This is a genomic window from Bradyrhizobium sp. KZN70725, assembly GCF_055264925.1.
In genome coordinates this window covers 1-16,582 of record NZ_JBUYWT010000094.1, presented here as the reverse complement: position 1 = coordinate 16,582, position 16,582 = coordinate 1, and the positions used below count along the sequence as shown (strand labels likewise).

The window sequence follows — 16,582 nt, the reverse complement described above, 5'->3', positions numbered from 1 at the left end:
TGGCTCGCCTTAACACTTCAGCGTATCGCCAACGGCTGGCCGAGCAGCCAAATCGACGCGCTTATGCCATGGAACCACGCAGCCTGACGGCCTCAGCTTGCCGCTTACGCTCGGAGCGCTGCCCGTACAGTTCGCGTTTGAGCTTCTCGATCCGCAGCTCGAGATGCGCGACCAGCGCCTCGTTGTCCGACAGCTCCGCCTGCGCGCTGGCAGCCACCGCCTCAGCTCGCAGCCGCGCCTCACGCTCGGCCTGCAGCGCCGCCAGGGCACTCGCAAGGTCCGATGGAAGATCGTCCGGCTTCGATGTCATGAAGCCATTGAATCAGATCAAGCAGAAGATTCAAACTGTAAAACGGCTATCCGACCCGCGTCGGACGCTGGGTTTCTTGAGGGTTGCGCCAATCGATCCCGGACAACAGATAGCTCAACTGCGCCGGAGAGATCGTTACCGATTCACCGGCAACCGATGGCCAGATGAACTTTCCTCTCTCGAGTCTTTTGGTAAACAGGCATGCTCCCTGGCCATCGTGCCAGATCACTTTCACAAGATCACTGCGCCGACCGCGGAAGACGAACAGATGACCGCTGAGCGGGTCTTTGCGCAGCACCTCCTGCACTTGAAGTGCCAACGACGGAAAGCCTCTGCGCATATCCGTGTAGCCTGTCGCGAGCCACACTCGCACGCCGCTCGGAACCGGGATCATCGGCGCACCAGGGCATCGAGAACTCGTCGCAGCGCGTCTCCATCAACGTCACCATCGACCCGGATTCGGTGTCCGCTACCGAGATCAATCTCGATGATGCCCTGGCTCCTCCGTCGACGCGCCGGCGCCGTCGTCAATGGCGCTTCGGCCACATCCCGCGGCGGCACAGGCGGCCCAATCTCGACCGGCACTAACGGCGCTACACTCGTTTCACCGTGCTTGCAAAGCTCTTTGCGCCACCTGAAGAGCTGGCTCACATGAAGGCCGGCCATGCGAGCCACCTCGGAAACGGTGGCTCCGGGCTCGAGCGATGCTGCAACTAGCCGTTCCTTCTCATCCTGCGACCACCGACGCCGCCGCTCGACCGATGTGATCACCTCTGCCCGCGAAATCGTCATAGCGCTTCTCCTAGGATTACCCCTAGGACCTGCAGCGCTCGCGTCCGTCAAACAAGGCGGCCCTCAACGGAGGGATACGTTCTTCGCGCTCAATCTGCCGCAGGCCCGCGCGATTATCAAAGACGTCGCCGTCGTGACGGCAACCTGGCGCGAAACCGCTAAGACGGTCGGCGCCCGCACGGCCGAAATCAACCGCATGGCCAGCGCCTTCGAGCACGAGGATCTAAAACGGGCGCTGGCGCAATGACGAGAACGTTCCTTCACAGCTTCGAGCCAGCGACAGCGAGCCCCATCACCGGCGGCAGACAAAGCCCGAGGCAGCCGACATCTAGCGCTCGTCGCGACCTGCAAGGGCGATGCGGCGACCGCCTCGTTCGAGGCGAGCCATGTCAGGGACCCGGAAGCCGGCCACGCCATCCCTCGCCTCGGCGCCCTTCGCAGCCTGTCTCATGTCAACGTGCTGGCGCCGGGTGAGCGCCTCTCGACAAATGCAGTCACTGGCTGCTCGTATATCCGATCTGAAGGGTGCTTCGATCATCGCCTTCAGCTGCGATCGCCACATCGTCCCCTTGCAAGAACATGGCTTGCTCTCCCGCCGACAACTCCGCCCAAAACCCGTCGATTGCGGCAACAAATGATTTGCCTGACTCTGCTGTGATTTTGTTTACCTCAGCCGGAATGAATTCCCTCCCTCGGAAGCTTCGTGGCAGTCGGTTCCGGGCAGAACTCCTGACGATTTCGTCAAACGGAACGTCACCTATCGGATTGGCCAGCGTATGGGGCTTGGTGAACCAATGGACCGCGCCGTTTTGCTCGCGGCTTCCTAACAAGCAATCGTCAGCGTGCAGAACGAGCGCCGTCCCTGTGTTCGGTATATGGGCGAGCACGTAGCACGCGCTGTCCCGCGGAAATCGCCGAGATAAACTGAGATGAGTGCGGCGCAATTGCGCGCTGAGGCATTCTGCCGTTGCGGCTTGGTTTGTCGCGACGTACCGGTCTACGACATCGCGGATAATCTGGCGAGCAAGGTCACCGCTTGTTGGGCCAGAGGTTGAACTGTCGAGAAGGAGACATAACACGGCATCGGCGCGCACTCCGACTCCTCGGCAATCCCGGTTATCGCGCGTCCTCTTTCCTTGCTCACTGCGCCAGTTGATCCCCATTCCCCTCTCGCTCGCCAGCATCGCTCTGGCTTATGGCGACAAACCGCTCTCGCACAATATCGACCCGGCCTTCAGGTCCCTTGATATTGCCATCGAGAAAATGATCAAAATCCTCATTACCTAAGAGCGCTTTGAACTTCTCTGCAATGTAGCAACGAATATCATCGTCTGCGTTTTGGATTTCAGCCACGAGTTCCTCTCGACCGTCAACGACGAGAAGGATGTCCTCGATGTCACGGCTGCCTAAGAGATCATCGTTGCCGCGGCCGAGATATGCTTCCAACTTTGTCGCCACGAACAGTTCGGGCGTGAGGCGCTTGATGTTCAGTACCACATTCAGGGGACATGTGACCGCCGTTTCGATGCCTTTGGCGTACCAGCGATTGCTAAAGCCGAGAATGCTTTGATCATCCGGCATGAAATCGACTTGGAGGTCGCCGAGCCTCATGCGGCAAATGACCTCGTCTTCGGGAGATTCCACGAACCCCTTCTGACGCAACTGGTCTTGCAGTTGAGCCCATTGCGCATGTCCAACGAGATCAACGATGAGATCCACGTCATCGGTTGCCCGAACCCCTTCGAGCACGATCTCATCAGTAATGAAAAGGGCTGTTGTGCAACCGCCGACAAACACGAGCCGCTCGCGCAGTTCGTCTCCCAGAGACTGCGCGACCGTTTCCAACATGTGAAGCAATTGGCCTTTGATGGTGGTCATTTCTTGAGAAGCCTTTCCGATAGACGCTCGGCCGCGAGCCCAGCCTCCCTTTGATTTCCAAGCCTGACACCATCAATAAGGGCGAGATACTCATACAGGCGATCGTCTTTTTGGATGGCTTGTGGCACGCTTTTGAACAGCGGGTCTACCGCCTGCCCCATGTCTTTGCCTTTGGCGTACGGCCAAACGTAGATGTACTCGCCAGCGCTGATCAGAAGGTTCTTGAGTGGGGCGGCCGCAAAGGCGGTGGGGATGCCCCGGGTCATCGCACCCGGTTTTGCCGGGAAAACGAACTTTAGTCCGTGCACGACGAAATTATAGAGATTGCGGCGGTTGGGCTTGGCCTGACCGGATTCCCGATCTTTGACTGCAAGTCCCGACGAAACGCTCCGCTTGATCGAGGCATTAACCTCTGTCTTGCTGATACCCAGGGCCGATTCCAACCCGCGTACTGAGTACGGGTCATCGTTATGGGCAACCTCTCCGGGATGCGCATCGTCCTCATTTTTGGCCTGCTCGAGGCTCACGAGCTTCAACAATATAACAAGGTCTTGACTTTTCATGAAAATTCGCCGTCGTCCGCTGTCCTAGGACTGCGGACAGTCAACCACAGAGCGGTCGTTTCGATCAAGAATAGAATGTACCGCCCTGTGGCGCTACGAACGACGGGAGGCCTATTTACCAACTAATAGTAGCACCTTTGATCATTAGCGACTTCAAATTGTTTATACTTCAAGCTTGCCCTTGCTGACCAGCCGAATTCGTATAAGCGCCACGTGCCAGATATTCTATCGATCGCGGCCGAAGACATGCTGGCCACCAAGTGGAAAACTGCGAGTTGGCGCAGCGGGACCAAAGGTCGGTTGAAAGCCCGATTTGCTGCTGTCCGTGTGCGCACCGCCGACGAACCTCCTCAGCGAATATGGGACAAGGGTCAACAGCATCTGCCAGGCGACGAAGCTTGGCTCATCGACCAGCAACACGCGTCCGGGGACAAAAAATACTATCGCGCCAACCTGCCCGCCGCGACAGATCTGCGGACACTAGCCGCCACCATCAAGGCACGATGGATTTGCGAACAGGCCCATCAGCAGCTGAAAGAAGAACTCAAACTTGATCACTTCGAGGGACGATCCTGGCATGGTCTTCATCGCCAGCGCTGATGACCATGATCGCCTATCTGCACGGAATCCCTCGTTGACCTTCGACGAAGTTGACTTGAAACGGCTGGCGAGTTCATCAAGTCCGAATGGCTTGCGAATGATCAGGTTGTCTGCAACGACCTCTGCACCGGAAGGGTCGACCACGTGATGTTCGTGGCATCGCTCTAATCAGACAATACTAATCCACAGTCAAAATGGGGGAGCCTTGGTCAGCGCTGCTTGCACAGCAATTCGCGGGGTGATGCGGCCGGTGCCGCAGTGCTTCGCAAATCTTCGAGAATACTACAGCAGGCCAAGCGTCTACTCCACCTCGGGATGCGGATGTTCACCACTATCGGCATAACGCAGCGACCACGTCATTCAAGCGGCGGGCGTCGACCATTGCTTGTCTTGATGGAGCAGAGCGAAAATGTGATCCTCCGCGACCGGTCGACCGATGAGGTATCCTTGCACTTCATCACAATTGGTTTGACGCAAATAGTCGAGTTGCTCGGTTGTTTCGACGCCTTCGGCGACCACGCCGATCCGCAGGTCCCGCGTCAGTGTGATGATCGATTTTACGATCGCCGCATTATCCGGTCGCCTCAGCATGTCCCGTATGAAAGACTGATCGATCTTGATGCGAGTGTAAGGCAGTTTCAGCAAATAAGTCAGCGACGAATATCCCGTTCCGAAATCGTCAAGTGCCACCGTCACTCCCAATTGCAGGAGTGACGTCAGGATCGATGACGCCGGCGCGTACTTCGAGATCAGCATCGACTCGGTTATTTCAATTTCGAGACGATGAGGAGCAACTCTGGCTTGGGAGAGGGCCTGCACGATTGTCTGCAGGATGCTGGTGTTATGGAATTGAGCCGCCGAAAAATTCACGGCTACCCTGAGGTCCGACGGCCAGTTCGATAGCGTCGCGCAGGCGCGTCGGACCACCCACTCGCCGATTCCGTGGATCAGTCCGGTTTCTTCGGCGATTGGGATGAACTCGGTCGGAGAAATTATTCCACGGACGGGATGCCGCCAGCGCAGCAACGCCTCAAAGCCGGTGATTCGGTTCGCGTGAATATCAAAGAAAGGTTGGTAGAGGAGGAACAGTTCGTCTCTGTCGATCGCGAGCTCCAGATCCCGCTGCAGCGCCCTGCGCTCGTGCGCTGATTTGTCGTCGTTGATCTCAAAGAAGCAGATCGTTCCCGGCCCCGCTTGCTTGGCACGATAGAGTGCAATGTCGGCATTCCTGAGGAGCACATGAGGTACGTCGCCGTCGCGCGGGGCCACTGCGATTCCGACGCTGGTCGCCCCCGTGATCTCGCATTTTTCGATCGCGAATGGTTCGGCGAAGGCGCCGACAAACCGCTCGGCGACTTCCAAGGCGTCCTCCACCTTGGTCAGATTGGTCATAACAAGCGCAAATTCATCGCCACCGATGCGCGCAACGGTGTCGGTCTGGCGTACGCATCGCTGTAGTCTCATCGCCGCCTGCACGAGAAATTCATCGCCAGCGAGGTGGCCGAATTTGTCGTTCACGTCCTTGAAGCGATCGAGGTCGAGAAGAAGAACCGCGAATTCCTCGCCCGTGCGGGCGAGCCCGTTGAGGGCACCTTCTAGGCTCTCATTGAAGGCAAAACGGTTCGGAAGTTGGGTCAGGGTATCCCGTCGGCCCCTCCTTTCGGCCTCCAGTTGAGCAATGGCGCGTCTGGTAAATTCGAAGGAATGGGCGAAAACGCCGCGCAGGAGCACGAAGCCATAGGCCACGACCAGGATAGCGACGAGCAGATAGGCGAAATCGTCGTTTCTGCCGAGGCAAATTGCCGTACCCACAAAGATCGGAGCCGTGAACGCAACTGCCGCCACCGGAATCGTGGCGAAGGCGAATGCGCCACCTGCAAGCATTCCAGAGCAGAGACATGTAATGACGAGCTGCCCGCCATTGGAGGCGTTCGCGAAGAAAGCCACCGGCACAATTGCCCAGGCGGTTCCGAGAACCAGCGCATTCCGTACCAGCCGGTGCATGGCCTGGCGCGACACGAACTGGGGCTTCGTCATCAGTCGTGATGAACGCGCTTTCAGGCCTATCGATAGCGCGCCGCAGACGACAGTCGCCGCCCAGATCAGGGCAAAGTTTCTGTCGGGCGAATGCCAAAGCGCAATTGCGAGCACGGTCGCATTGCAGGCGTTGGCCAGCATGATGCCCAGCGAATAACCAAGCACGAGGGAGATCTGCTCGGCACGAATGTATCCTGCAACCGCTTCATCGGTGGCCGGCCCACCAAATGCCACCAAATCTCCGGCTAGGAGCTTCGAGAGCCAGGAGTTCAGATATGTCCTCATTCCGGGACCCTGCAGGACTGGTTGTAGCGTTGGCGCCAGCTCTGGAAGGTCGCGGCAAATCTTTGACAAAAGATAAACTCTTGATTGTACCAGCCGCCTCGCGACACCTCGCGGCGCGCCGGATTCATTGTTGAGGCTTGGACCGGTTAAAATTGAAGACGAGCTCCGTTCGTTTCGTACAGAACCGTTGCTTTATCGGATCGCAAATCAGAGCTTACACGCATGCGGAAAGCCTCAGCACCGCCGAATGGAACGACGGGGTGCGAGATCGATCGGGCCTGACGAAGGGATGGCGGCCGCGCGCATTCCGCGGTTGGGGCGCGTGCTCCGACGACTTTCTCTTTGGGTGCGCCCTCGCGGTTCGCTGTCCTGCTGCACGGCACGCCAGCCACTAAAAGGGGCGATCTTTCGGCAAAGGTGCCAACGATTTTCAGCGCGTCAAAATCGCACTGCAGCTCTCTTACCCTGGGGCGCAACCTGCCGGCGGACCGCAATCTGCGTTGATTGCCGTGCTGGTGTTTGGCGGGCCTCACGACTGGCATGCCAAGCAATAGGATGATTTTGCCGCCAGCGCGCGAGATCTCAGCGCTGAGTTTCTATGGCCGTGTGGCGATCAATCCTCCGGCTGCTGGTCGGATCGCAATCGCAGGAAGCGGCCCAAGCTATTGTTGATGACATTCTTTCCGCGCTCGGCACAATGCGCGCTGCAATCGAGCAGCCGACGACCATCGCGCCCTTGGCGCGGCCGAGTTGACGCAGGTTGCAAGTGACCGCCATCAGCTCGGGCGCCACCCATGCTCGAAAGCATAGGTGGGATTGATACCGCAATGTGCGTACGTGCCCGATGCAGTGGCCTGGCACTGTCTATAGGTTGAGAACCGGCAATTGCCTGTATAGCCCCAGCTGCGCCCTTGCAGACAGTAAAGGTCCGGCGGTGGCGGCGCTATGTGCTTCGCGCGGTTTGGTGTGGCTGCGGTCACTCCCGATGCGAGGCCGACCAGGACGGAAAAGGTGACAACAACTATGAACGGAAGGAAAGGCATACGGTCTTTTGACCCCCGCCATAGATTCTTTCCGATAGCACGATCAACCTCAGAACAACCCGTTTGCGTGAACAGACCGCGCAGCTAACTATGTAGTCTAGCCCGACGGGCAATGAGTCAAAGCGCGATGTCTGCATGAAACGTACGAACCGCACCTGTGATCGCTTACCCGCCGAGCGGACGCCTTCATGGAACTCTGCGCAAGTCTCCCCAGCCGATTGCGTCCTAACGCCACATCGGAGGTGCACTGGCCAATGCCGCTCGGCCAATTTTCCTGAGAGCATCGACCGACGTCTCTCCGCGGCTGGCGGCTTCCAGGAGTTTGCAGGCGACGTGAGTTCGGCACCATGCTCGTCACGCGATACATCTTCGCACACTTCGTCCAGAACCGCTCGCAATAGGGCAGCCAATTCGGAATCGACCATACGGAATGACCCTCAATCCCTCGACAATGATCATGTGTCAGCGTGTAGCGGGATAGACATCAGGTTGAGTGAACCTCAGGACCGGTCTACGCTTTTGTTCACTCCTGTAGGGCTTAGCTATAACGAGTATTCGGTCAAGCCGCGACGCTTGGGCTGCTCTGAGTGACGCATCAAAGACGAGGACGGCGAAAGCTCCAGCTGCGTGATCCAGTCAACCTCACTCGATGTGACGTTATCAGCCCATCGCCGAGCCCATGTCCCGCGGGTCCGCGCGCGGTCACTCGCAGGGCTCTGCATCGACAAATCCAGCCAGAGCGTGGCCGCTCAGACAATGGCAGCGGCCGGGCGAGCGATCGCCTTGCCGAAACCACGGCATTAACGCGGCCTGTGCCACGTGCGCATTCTGTCAGAATACAAGCGCGCTTCATGTCTGAAACCCGCCTCCGACTGTCTTCGAAAGCCACATTGCGTAAAAACGACGCGGGAGTGCCCCTTCTATAGTGCTGGCCCAAATCCTGCACCGGCTCTCAGCGCCAGGAAGTTTGACCACGGCAACAAGATGGGAGTCGCGTTTGGGCCTCGATCCGTCAATCGACAATGCGGTTGCCGCACCCGGGGTCGTTTGTCCGCACCACGCTGGGAGAACGCAAGACGTTCCTGCTTGCCACGACCTCGCACGGCATCGGTCATGCGACCGGACAACTGCTTTCAGAAGAGGGCCGGCCTATCTTCACTTGCACGCGGCTCCCCTTCGGTGGCGGGCGATGTCGGTGGGATTCGGAGACAGACAACCCTGTCCGCGTAACTCCAGGCATTCGTCGGACGGTGCGGCGGGCCATCGTCAAGGTCGCGGAACGGCTTGCTGGCGCACCGCTACACTTATTGAGCCGCGACGCCGGCATTTCGCCATAGACTCCGGACCATACTCGGCAGATGCCGGTGATGGCGTCATTCGAAAGCTGGATGAGGCTGCTCCATGTCAATCTGCCTGGCCTAACCCTCCTCCCGCAAGACCTCTTTCCCGAGTTCAAGGCGGCCTCGGTAATGATTGTCGACATGGCTTGATCAGCAACCTGGCCGCGCGCAACGGTTTCCCGACACCGCCATTGCCTCCCGCGTCAAGGCTGACGGTTGCCTGCTCACCCTGAAGCAAGGCGTCAATACATGATCGATGAACTGGATCTGCGAACGTTCACGCCACATCCGCAACGCGACGCTGTGCTCGGCGAAGTGCACGCGCGCCCTTTCACGCGCCTTGTTTCGCCCTTCAGCGTGATCCACTTCGCTTTTCTTGCACAGGGCGAGGCGGCCACAAGCGATCGCTGCCGTTTTATCGATTTTTGCCTCGAGCGTAATCTTGCGCCGCCTGAGCAGTCGGCGAAACTTCATCAGATTGTCATCGGTCCCGCTACGCTACGCTGGGAGCAGCATTCGGAATTTACAACATTCACCTGGATCTGGACCAACGCAAATTGTTCTGCCGCAGACCGATTTGACAAGGTTGATGGTACCGTCCGATCGCTGATCCGCGCGTTGCGTCAGACCGGGCAGTTGCTGGTCGCGATCAGGCTGGAAGTGGAGCAGGACGCCTCGCCGACCAGACGGGCCGAACAGATTTTTGACAAGAACAGCCTGGCCATGGTTGCCACAAAGAGCGGCGCAGGCGTTGCGGCCTCAGACTTCCGCGTAGACGAAAAAGGCTTCACGAAAATCCTCGTCTGCGACCTCGGGTTGACGTCACACGATCTCGGAGCGCTGGTGCAACGGCTCCTGGAAATCGAGACCTACCGTCCATTGGCGCTTCTTGGCCTGTCGACGGCCCTTGAGCTTGCACCATCTGTTGATCGCATCGACCGCCGTCTTGTTGAGGCACTCGAGAAAATGCAAAGCGGTGAAGGGCTGCAGTTCAACAACCATCTGCTTGCCGAGCTGACGGCACTGGCCGCATCCTTCGAAAGAGGCGCGACCGGCAGCCTGTTTCGCTTCGGCGCCAGCAGGGCCTATAACGAGCTGGTCCAATCGCGACTGTCCATCATTGAAGGCAACGATGTCTCGGGCTATCCAACCTGGTCGTCGTTTCTGGCGCGCCGCATGGCGCCGGCGATGCGAACCTGCGCGACCGTGGAGGATCGTCAGGCGACTCTCTCGGTCAAGCTCGCGCGTGCCGCCGATCTGTTGCGAACTCGGGTCGACGTCGAAATCGAACGACAGAATCGCGACCTGTTGCAGGCCATCAACGAGCGCGCGAGACAGCAACTTCGGCTGCAGTGCACGGTCGAAGGATTGTCGGTCGGGGCGATAGGATATTATGTGGTCAGCCTGTTTAGCTATCTTGCCAAGGGCGCGCATGATGTCGGACTGCGAGTAGAGCCCTCGTTCCTGACCGCAGCCTTCGTGCCGATCGCGGTCGGCGTCATCTGGCTGGTGAGTTATAATGTCCGAAAGCGACACCTCAAGCACGACGACGCGCCCTCGGTGACTTGCGACTAGAGCTCCTTGAGGGGATCGCTGCGTCCGGCCGGCGAAGCTCGCATGGTCCTGGTGCGACGCTGCCGCAAGATCGCAGCCGGCTCCTGCGCGAGGTAATGCCCCGCCCGGACGAGCCGGGCGAGGCATCGTGGATCGGGTCAGTCGCCGTTGCGACGGCTGGGGCGGGACCAGATCAGGCTGAAGCCCTCGCCATCCTCGTCGGCGAACAGGTTGGCGAAGATCGGAGCGGTGAAGCTCGGATCGTCGAGCTTGAGGCTCAGATAGTCGCGACCCTCGTTGGAGCGCTTGGACCAGCCGGCCCCGATCTCGGCCCGGCCCACGTAGATACGGTGGCTCGGAGCGTTGTCGTTGGAGCGGTTGGTCTCGGCGACGATACGGACGCCCTTGGCTTGCAGGCTCAGGGTGACAATCTCGCCCTGGAAATCGTTGCCGACCTTCTTGAAAGAACCGATGTTAGCCATGTCACTTCTCCTGTTGTGTTTCGAACCCGCGACCACCGCGGCCTCGATGGCGATCTAAAGGCCGAGGACGATCGGCGACGCACCCTTGCGGGCCGGAGCGCAGCGGAGGACGCCGTTGTGGCGACTTTCTTGCCTCGCGAGGAATGGGCGAAGCCCAGGGGAAGAAAGTCGCATCAACGGCGTTGCGGCTCAGACGATCGAGGCGGAGCCGGTCTTCGGCCAGATCAAGCCATCCAAGAGGCCACGTGCGTCCGCGGGCTGGATCGCAAGCTCGGGAGAAGACTTGGCAAATCTCGGTTCGGCTGCACAAGAGGTTGGAACGGCTCGGCGAACAAAGAGAAACAACCTGCCGCAAGGGGCGGTGTCGTCATGAGAGAACAATCGAGAACGACTCACCGTGCCAAGCGACGAGGTGGGCCGGGCCGAGATCGGTGCAGTCTGGTCGAAGTGTTCCGAAGAGGGCCGCGATACCTCTCCCTCGTGTCACTTGCCCCCGGCTCAATATGGCGAGCCTGCGCAACCTGTTCGATGAGGAAGGTGACGATGGATCATCATTCGCGCGTGGCGGCCATGAGAATCGTTGAGACTGTTGCTCCACCAGTTCAGCCGGCTCCAACAGGCGGGTCTTCGCAAGTAGGATCAGCCACCTGCGTCCATATCACGCCGCCAACGCAAAACGCGTCAACAGCCCGCGTGAGCACCAGGTGCGACGAAAAGGGCTAGGCCACCACTGACCGCCCGAAGGCCGCCCGGCAGAACAAACCAACGCGTGATGTGGTAACAACAAGACCAGGCGCGAGCATGGGTGGCGGCTTCATCCGGATGGATTACGATCGCATCTCCACCCATCACAAGCCGCAACTTCGGATACAAAGCTGGACGCGCCGGAGTGCCAGGCGTCCAACTGCGATCGATGGTTTGAAAAAGGCGGCGCTCACGCGTCGCCGAATTTCCAGACGGGGATGCCGAAACGCCTCGCCTTGTCGGCGAGGTTGTCCTGGATTCCCGAACCCGGAAAATGCATGACGCCGATCGGCAAGAGCTCGAGCATGGCATCGTTGCGCTTGAAGGGTGCCGCCTTGGCGTGCTTCGTCCAGTCGGGCTTGAAGGCGATCTGGGGCACCTTGCGGGTCGTCGCCCATTTGGAAGCGATCAGTTCGGCCCCCTTGGGTGAGCCGCCATGGAGCAGGACCATGTCGGGATGCTTGGCGTGAACCTTGTCGAGGCGATCCCAGATCAGGTGGTGGTCGTTGAAGTCGAGCCCGCCGGTGAGTGCGATCTTCGGTCCTGCCGGCAACATGACCTCGGTCTGGGAACGGCGCTTGGCAGCGATGAAGTCCCGGGAATCGATCATGGCTGCCGTGAGCGTGCGGTGGCTCACCAGCGAGCCCGAACGAGGACGCCAGGACGAGCCGGTGTGAACCTCAAATTGCTCCATCGCCTGGTCGCGGAAGAGCTCCAGGCAATTTCGGCGCTCGATCAAGGTGATGCCCTCCGCCGTGAGGCGCTCGAGCTCGACCGATCGCACCTCTGACCCATTCTGCTCCCGCTGGCTCTTGTGCTGCGCTTGTTCATTGTCGTCGAGCTGGCGTTCGATGCGATCGACGGCCCGATGGAACAGATTGACGGTTGACCAGAGGAGTTCGCTGAGATCCGGTTCGAGCCGTGTATCGCTTAGCGCGGCAACCAGGATGTCGAACATATCGACGATGGTAGCGGCGATCATCTGGCTCTCGGGGAGAGGTCTTGGATCTGGCTGATCGTCGAAGGGGCGATAGCCGAAGAGCCGCAATTCGCTGAGGACGTGTTCGGTCGGAGACGGGGCGTGCGTCGGTTCGATGTCGTCGTGGTCGGTCATCGCAAGAGATCCTTTTGGCGGAGCGGCCGCGCCCATCGCGGCCTTCGTGGCGATCACTCAGACGGCGGGCGGAACGGGCCAGAACCCGGAGCGGCTTGTCCGCCCAGGCCCGCAGGGCGTGGGCGATAGCGCAGGGCCGAAGCGGCAGCGGAGGATGGCGAAGACCGGCTATTTTGCTTCGCGATGCAAAGCGCGCTCGCCAAATCGCGATCATGTCTTCTCATTGCCTGCGCGCGGCGGAAAATAGCCGGACGCAGCCATTGCCGGCCCGGGCCGCTTGCCGTCCGATCGCCCGCTAGAAGGCCGAAGGTCGCGTCCTCTCCACCAATTGGCCTCGGCTATGACCGATCTTTCGCCATCGGTCGAACTACCGCGACTACCCCGCCTCGATCGTGGACGAGCGCAGGAAGCGGGCGGCATCGTCAGGAACGAGTTGAAGCCACAACGCTGCCCGGAGGGCCTCAAGGCCGAAGATGTGCAGATCTTCATTGAAGTCGCCGAGCCGAGGCGACAGCGAGATCGCTTCAACGCCGGCCTCCTCCGCGCGCCGGGTCAGGATGGCCTGTACGGCGTCCCCGGCGGCATCGGCATCGCGGGCGATATAGAGCCGACGCAAGCCAGGCGGCAGCAACATGGCTGAGAGATGATTGGCCGAAAGCGCTGCAGCCATCGGCAAGGTTGGCAGGACGCAGCGCAGCGACAGCATCGTCTCGATGCCCTCGCCGGCAGCAAGCACGCCATCCACCAGGCCGAAACGAACAGCGTTACCGAGCAGTTCGCCCATGGCCCGCCGTGGGGTGTCGATGGGAGCCTTGCCGAGCCGAATGCGATCAAAGCCGTCCGGATCGAGCCAGGTGCGATGCACGCCGCAGATCCGCCCATTAAGATTCGTGACGCTTGCTATCATCGCTGGCCACGTTTCCATAGGCACATGCTCGTCCGGCCGATAATAGCAACGTGGATGGAAGCGCAAGCTGCCGCCATGGTGGATACTGACTATTCCGCGACGCCGCAAATAAGCTTCAACCACCGTACCGTCGATGGGGCTGGACATTGCGAACAGGCGACGGGCGGCTTGCTGCGATCCGGCTCGCGCTGCTGGACTGACGGCTTTCGGGGCGGGTTGCCGCTCGCAACGAGGTAGCGTTAGAAAGCGTCTCGCCTCCTCGGCCACTTTGCGAAAATCTCGTAAAGCCATACTTTCGCGGATGATGTCGAGCAGGTCCCCATGTTCTCCGGTGGCGGCATCGGTCCACTTTCCGGCAGGCCCCTTCGTCGATTCTTGGAGCCGCACGAACAACGAGCGTCCTAGCGTGTTGCGGACGTCGCCAACCACCCAGTACCGCCCCACCCGCTTGCCGTTGGACAGATAGTGTCGGCATACGCCCTCGGCCTCGCGTGCGAGGCGGCGTGCCAATTCTGAGGCATCAAAGACCATCACGCGCCCTCCCGCTCAACGAGGTGCGCAGCCGGGTAGCCACCGAGCACCTTCGCCACGACGGCGACACTACTTGCGTCGGTGAAAATGCCGGCTTTGACCGGGCTTACATTCTTCCGGCTCAAGACGAGTTTGCTGAAGAGGATGTCGCGCGACGGCGACAGCTTGATCTTCTGAACGGCGCTTGCCATGTCAGCTTCTCCGAACCGGGCGACCGGGAGCCTCTCTCTCGGCCTCCAACCCGTTCGTGGACAAGTCCGTCCTGCTCTCGCTCTGGCTTTCGGCGGCAAATGGCGTTTGTTGGCGGCTGCCGTGCTATCGGAAAAACCAGGTCGCGCCGTTCACATCCCGGATCGGATGAAGCTCAAAATGGCAGCCGGCGGTGGCAGAGGCGCCCTATGTTGACTGCCCCTGAGCCAATAGGTTTTCGTGGACACGAAGCTGAACGCACGGACGTGGGTTGGTGGCGGCGACCGCATGAGTCAGCCGATCGTGTTGTGCCGAGAAGCCAGATGTTCCGAATGTCGTCGTCGCAATCCCATTCGCAGGTCTCAATCGCGCAAGAATCCGAAACCGCCAGGACCTGTCGGCCCGCGATGGACATGACGGCGAGAAAGCAGTGCCCATCACCTGTGAGGCCAAAGGGTAGACGTACCAGGCCGGAGACCTGGGTCTCCGGCCTGGCTGACATTACGCTGCCCGGTCGAGCAACTTCTTGGCCCTGCCCTCCATGTCCAGGCGGACATCTTGATGCGGCTTGTCACGCGCGACGGCGGTGATGCCCTGCACGAAGTCGAAGATGCTTTCAGGCGGACGGCCCTCCTCCGCCAGCACTGCGTCTATCACCTTGCCTGTCTCGGCCTTGGAGAAGCCGCGGCGGCGCAAGAACTCGGTGCGATCCTCGTCACTGCGTGCCACGATCCGCTCGCGAGCGGCCTTGATGCCGTTGACGAAAGGCATGGGTGAGGAGTTGGCGAAGTTCGACAGCGCCGGGGCTGCCTCGTGAGCAAAGCGTGCGGCTGCGTATTTGGAATGGCGGATGGTGATCTCCTCGAAATCTTCCACGCCCCACAGATTGCGATTCTGGCAAACCGCACGAAGATAGAAGCTCGCCATGCCGAGCGTCTTCGCACCGACTTCCGAGTTCCAGCAATAGAAGCCTCGGAAATAGAGGTCGGGCGAGCCGTCGCGAAGACGACCAGCTTCGATCGGATTCAAGTCATCGACCAGAAAGAGGAAAACGTCCCTGTCTGATGCATACAGGGTCGTCGTGGCCTTGGAAATGTCGACGCAGGGATTGTAGATGCCGCTCGACCAGTCGAGCACACCGGGCACCTTCCACCGTGTATCGCCTGTGCCGTTGCCGGCAATGCGCTGTACGGCCTCGACCAGTTCGTGGTCGTAGATCCGGCCATAGTCGGGACCGGTGACGGCGCGAAGCTCGACACGGCTATCCTCGGTCTCGAGCGTTTTGATCTGCTCGAGGCGATTGGCGTTCAAGCCATATTGCAGGTTGATGGCTGCGAGTGACGCAGGGAGCTGCCGCAGGTAAGCGGCCGGAGCGCCGACCTGGCTTGCAAGCTGACCGAAGCTCCAGTGCGTCGGCGCAACCGGTGTGTCGGAGCCGGGCAACATCAAGGCCAGCCGCTCAGGGTCGGCACGGCTTGCGTTGACCTGGATAAGCGCGCTTTCGACCACGCGTGTCCGGCTGCGGTTCGCGCGATCGTGCACCGTGCGCGCCAGTGCGTCGAGCGACAGGTAACGCTCATCCGCCGGGCGGGAAAACCACTCCGAGGACACCCGACCGACGCGCTCGCCGCGACTCACATCCACTCTATATCCGCCGCTCGCAATGCGGCCGGCATCAACAATCTGCGTATTCATGGCAGCAACCTCCATGACGGGCGCCGGAAGACTCTCCTCCGACCCTCAACCCGTCATGGCCAAGGCCACTCCACTCTGCCTCTCCCTTTTCATCGGCCGCCGAGGCCCATGACATTCCGCGCCGCCGCAGCTACCGTCAGGGATGGAAGCCCGAAGGGTGAAAACCCGGCACAAGCCGGGGTTTCAGCGCCAGCCAACAGCCCGCTCCCGCAGGGAGACGGCAATGAACCCAGCAGCCTGGTCCGCACGCATCGACGTCGCCCGATGCAATCAAGTTCGAAGGACCAGCGGCCGTGAAGACGCGTGGCCCAAGGTATCCAGCCGCCAGACGTTTGAATGACCCTAAACGTTATTTCGATGGCGGCTCGCAGGAGGTCGTTGCGGTCGACAATCCCCGTAAGGCCGTCACTAGTAGCTCGTCACAGTGATTTTGACTCTTTGGGTATGCCTGGATAGGCGCGCCCCAGTTTGGTGCGAGCTTTGTCCGTTGTGAACATCCAATTGATACGGGCGCGAGT

14 protein-coding genes and 4 pseudogenes are annotated in these 16,582 nt (G+C 60.1%); 4 read left to right on the top strand and 14 right to left on the bottom strand.

Annotation, left to right across the window (positions count from 1 at the left end; all coding sequences use genetic code 11):
- A partial coding sequence (locus tag ACZBJS_RS40005; RefSeq protein WP_463440123.1) for a transposase domain-containing protein occupies nt 1-87 on the top strand: 87 nt, incomplete at its 5' end.
- Between the two features lie 19 nt (nt 88-106).
- On the opposite strand, the pseudogene ACZBJS_RS40000 reads toward ACZBJS_RS40005, so the two are convergent.
- From ACZBJS_RS40000 to tnpA, 3 genes and pseudogenes are all read right to left on the bottom strand, one after another.
- Nucleotides 107-310 (bottom strand): annotated as a pseudogene (locus tag ACZBJS_RS40000) (IS66 family transposase); the annotation flags it as partial.
- A gap of 46 nt (nt 311-356) precedes the next feature.
- Nucleotides 357-704 (bottom strand): IS66 family insertion sequence element accessory protein TnpB, encoded by a 348-nt coding sequence (tnpB, locus tag ACZBJS_RS39995; RefSeq protein WP_018272694.1) that lies wholly within the window; start codon nt 702-704, stop codon nt 357-359.
- Nucleotides 701-1,102 (bottom strand): IS66-like element accessory protein TnpA, encoded by a 402-nt coding sequence (gene tnpA / locus ACZBJS_RS39990; RefSeq protein ID WP_463440122.1) that lies wholly within the window; start codon nt 1,100-1,102, stop codon nt 701-703. The genes tnpB and tnpA overlap by 4 nt, the downstream gene beginning before the upstream one ends.
- Nucleotides 1,103-1,181: 79 nt before the next feature.
- Between tnpA and ACZBJS_RS39985 the strand changes: the two are divergent.
- Nucleotides 1,182-1,349: pseudogene (locus tag ACZBJS_RS39985) on the top strand (type II toxin-antitoxin system HipA family toxin); the annotation flags it as partial.
- Between the two features lie 247 nt (nt 1,350-1,596).
- Here ACZBJS_RS39985 and ACZBJS_RS39980 read toward each other — a convergent pair.
- The 3 genes from ACZBJS_RS39980 to ACZBJS_RS39970 are packed head-to-tail and all read right to left on the bottom strand — an operon-like array spanning nt 1,597 to nt 3,543.
- Nucleotides 1,597-2,196, bottom strand: a complete 600-nt coding sequence (locus ACZBJS_RS39980; RefSeq protein WP_229158328.1) for a hypothetical protein — start codon at nt 2,194-2,196, stop codon at nt 1,597-1,599.
- 46 nt (nt 2,197-2,242) lie between these two features.
- Nucleotides 2,243-2,980: a hypothetical protein gene (locus ACZBJS_RS39975; RefSeq protein ID WP_463440121.1), complete on the bottom strand. Its 738-nt coding sequence runs from the start codon at nt 2,978-2,980 to the stop codon at nt 2,243-2,245.
- Nucleotides 2,977-3,543 (bottom strand): hypothetical protein, encoded by a 567-nt coding sequence (locus ACZBJS_RS39970; protein ID WP_456784166.1) that lies wholly within the window; start codon nt 3,541-3,543, stop codon nt 2,977-2,979. The genes ACZBJS_RS39975 and ACZBJS_RS39970 overlap by 4 nt, the downstream gene beginning before the upstream one ends.
- A gap of 204 nt (nt 3,544-3,747) precedes the next feature.
- On the opposite strand from ACZBJS_RS39970, the pseudogene ACZBJS_RS39965 reads away from it, so the two are divergent.
- Nucleotides 3,748-4,160: pseudogene (locus ACZBJS_RS39965) on the top strand (IS701 family transposase); the annotation flags it as partial.
- A 343-nt stretch (nt 4,161-4,503) separates the two neighbouring features.
- Here ACZBJS_RS39965 and ACZBJS_RS39960 read toward each other — a convergent pair.
- From ACZBJS_RS39960 to ACZBJS_RS39950, 3 genes and pseudogenes are all read right to left on the bottom strand, one after another.
- The gene (locus ACZBJS_RS39960) at nt 4,504-6,465 is read right to left on the bottom strand and encodes a putative bifunctional diguanylate cyclase/phosphodiesterase (protein WP_463440120.1); all 1,962 of its coding nucleotides are present in this window, start codon (nt 6,463-6,465) and stop codon (nt 4,504-4,506) included.
- Nucleotides 6,466-7,241: 776 nt separating this feature from the next.
- The gene (locus tag ACZBJS_RS39955; RefSeq protein ID WP_463440119.1) at nt 7,242-7,508 is read right to left on the bottom strand and encodes a DUF3551 domain-containing protein; all 267 of its coding nucleotides are present in this window, start codon (nt 7,506-7,508) and stop codon (nt 7,242-7,244) included.
- Between the two features lie 225 nt (nt 7,509-7,733).
- Nucleotides 7,734-7,933, bottom strand: a pseudogene (locus ACZBJS_RS39950) (hypothetical protein).
- A gap of 1,164 nt (nt 7,934-9,097) precedes the next feature.
- Here ACZBJS_RS39950 and ACZBJS_RS39945 point away from each other — a divergent pair.
- Nucleotides 9,098-10,423 carry a DUF3422 family protein gene (locus ACZBJS_RS39945; protein ID WP_463440118.1) on the top strand — a complete coding sequence of 442 codons (1,326 nt, stop codon included), beginning with the start codon at nt 9,098-9,100 and terminating at the stop codon, nt 10,421-10,423.
- A gap of 137 nt (nt 10,424-10,560) precedes the next feature.
- On the opposite strand, the gene ACZBJS_RS39940 is transcribed toward ACZBJS_RS39945, so the two are convergent.
- The 5 genes from ACZBJS_RS39940 to ACZBJS_RS39920 all read right to left on the bottom strand — a co-directional run bounded on the left by ACZBJS_RS39940 (nt 10,561) and on the right by ACZBJS_RS39920 (nt 16,064).
- Nucleotides 10,561-10,884 carry a DUF736 domain-containing protein gene (locus ACZBJS_RS39940; protein ID WP_229158320.1) on the bottom strand — a complete coding sequence of 108 codons (324 nt, stop codon included), beginning with the start codon at nt 10,882-10,884 and terminating at the stop codon, nt 10,561-10,563.
- Nucleotides 10,885-11,818: 934 nt separating this feature from the next.
- Nucleotides 11,819-12,742 (bottom strand): DUF2493 domain-containing protein, encoded by a 924-nt coding sequence (locus ACZBJS_RS39935; RefSeq protein WP_463440117.1) that lies wholly within the window; start codon nt 12,740-12,742, stop codon nt 11,819-11,821.
- 376 nt (nt 12,743-13,118) lie between these two features.
- On the bottom strand, nt 13,119-14,180 hold the full coding sequence (locus ACZBJS_RS39930; protein WP_463440116.1) for a DUF7146 domain-containing protein: 1,062 nt from the start codon (nt 14,178-14,180) through the stop codon (nt 13,119-13,121).
- Entirely contained in the window at nt 14,180-14,371 is a 192-nt protein-coding gene (locus ACZBJS_RS39925) for a hypothetical protein (protein WP_463440115.1), read from the bottom strand. The genes ACZBJS_RS39930 and ACZBJS_RS39925 overlap by 1 nt, the downstream gene beginning before the upstream one ends.
- A gap of 499 nt (nt 14,372-14,870) precedes the next feature.
- Complete coding sequence (locus tag ACZBJS_RS39920) at nt 14,871-16,064, bottom strand: DUF932 domain-containing protein (RefSeq protein WP_456784157.1); 1,194 nt, start codon at nt 16,062-16,064, stop codon at nt 14,871-14,873.
- Nucleotides 16,065-16,582 lie beyond the last annotated feature (518 nt).

What these genes read in the sequence shown, in the direction of transcription:
- tnpB (WP_018272694.1), bottom strand. Translation starts at nt 704, where the DNA reads ATGATCCCGGTTCCGAGCGGCGTGCGAGTGTGGCTCGCGACAGGCTAC.
- tnpA (WP_463440122.1), bottom strand. Translation starts at nt 1,102, where the DNA reads ATGACGATTTCGCGGGCAGAGGTGATCACATCGGTCGAGCGGCGGCGT.
- ACZBJS_RS39975 (WP_463440121.1), bottom strand. Translation starts at nt 2,980, where the DNA reads ATGACCACCATCAAAGGCCAATTGCTTCACATGTTGGAAACGGTCGCG.
- ACZBJS_RS39970 (WP_456784166.1), bottom strand. Translation starts at nt 3,543, where the DNA reads ATGAAAAGTCAAGACCTTGTTATATTGTTGAAGCTCGTGAGCCTCGAG.
- ACZBJS_RS39960 (WP_463440120.1), bottom strand. Translation starts at nt 6,465, where the DNA reads ATGAGGACATATCTGAACTCCTGGCTCTCGAAGCTCCTAGCCGGAGAT.
- ACZBJS_RS39955 (WP_463440119.1), bottom strand. Translation starts at nt 7,508, where the DNA reads ATGCCTTTCCTTCCGTTCATAGTTGTTGTCACCTTTTCCGTCCTGGTC.
- ACZBJS_RS39945 (WP_463440118.1), top strand. Translation starts at nt 9,098, where the DNA reads ATGATCGATGAACTGGATCTGCGAACGTTCACGCCACATCCGCAACGC.
- ACZBJS_RS39940 (WP_229158320.1), bottom strand. Translation starts at nt 10,884, where the DNA reads ATGGCTAACATCGGTTCTTTCAAGAAGGTCGGCAACGATTTCCAGGGC.
- ACZBJS_RS39935 (WP_463440117.1), bottom strand. Translation starts at nt 12,742, where the DNA reads ATGACCGACCACGACGACATCGAACCGACGCACGCCCCGTCTCCGACC.
- ACZBJS_RS39930 (WP_463440116.1), bottom strand. Translation starts at nt 14,180, where the DNA reads ATGGTCTTTGATGCCTCAGAATTGGCACGCCGCCTCGCACGCGAGGCC.
- ACZBJS_RS39925 (WP_463440115.1), bottom strand. Translation starts at nt 14,371, where the DNA reads ATGGCAAGCGCCGTTCAGAAGATCAAGCTGTCGCCGTCGCGCGACATC.
- ACZBJS_RS39920 (WP_456784157.1), bottom strand. Translation starts at nt 16,064, where the DNA reads ATGAATACGCAGATTGTTGATGCCGGCCGCATTGCGAGCGGCGGATAT.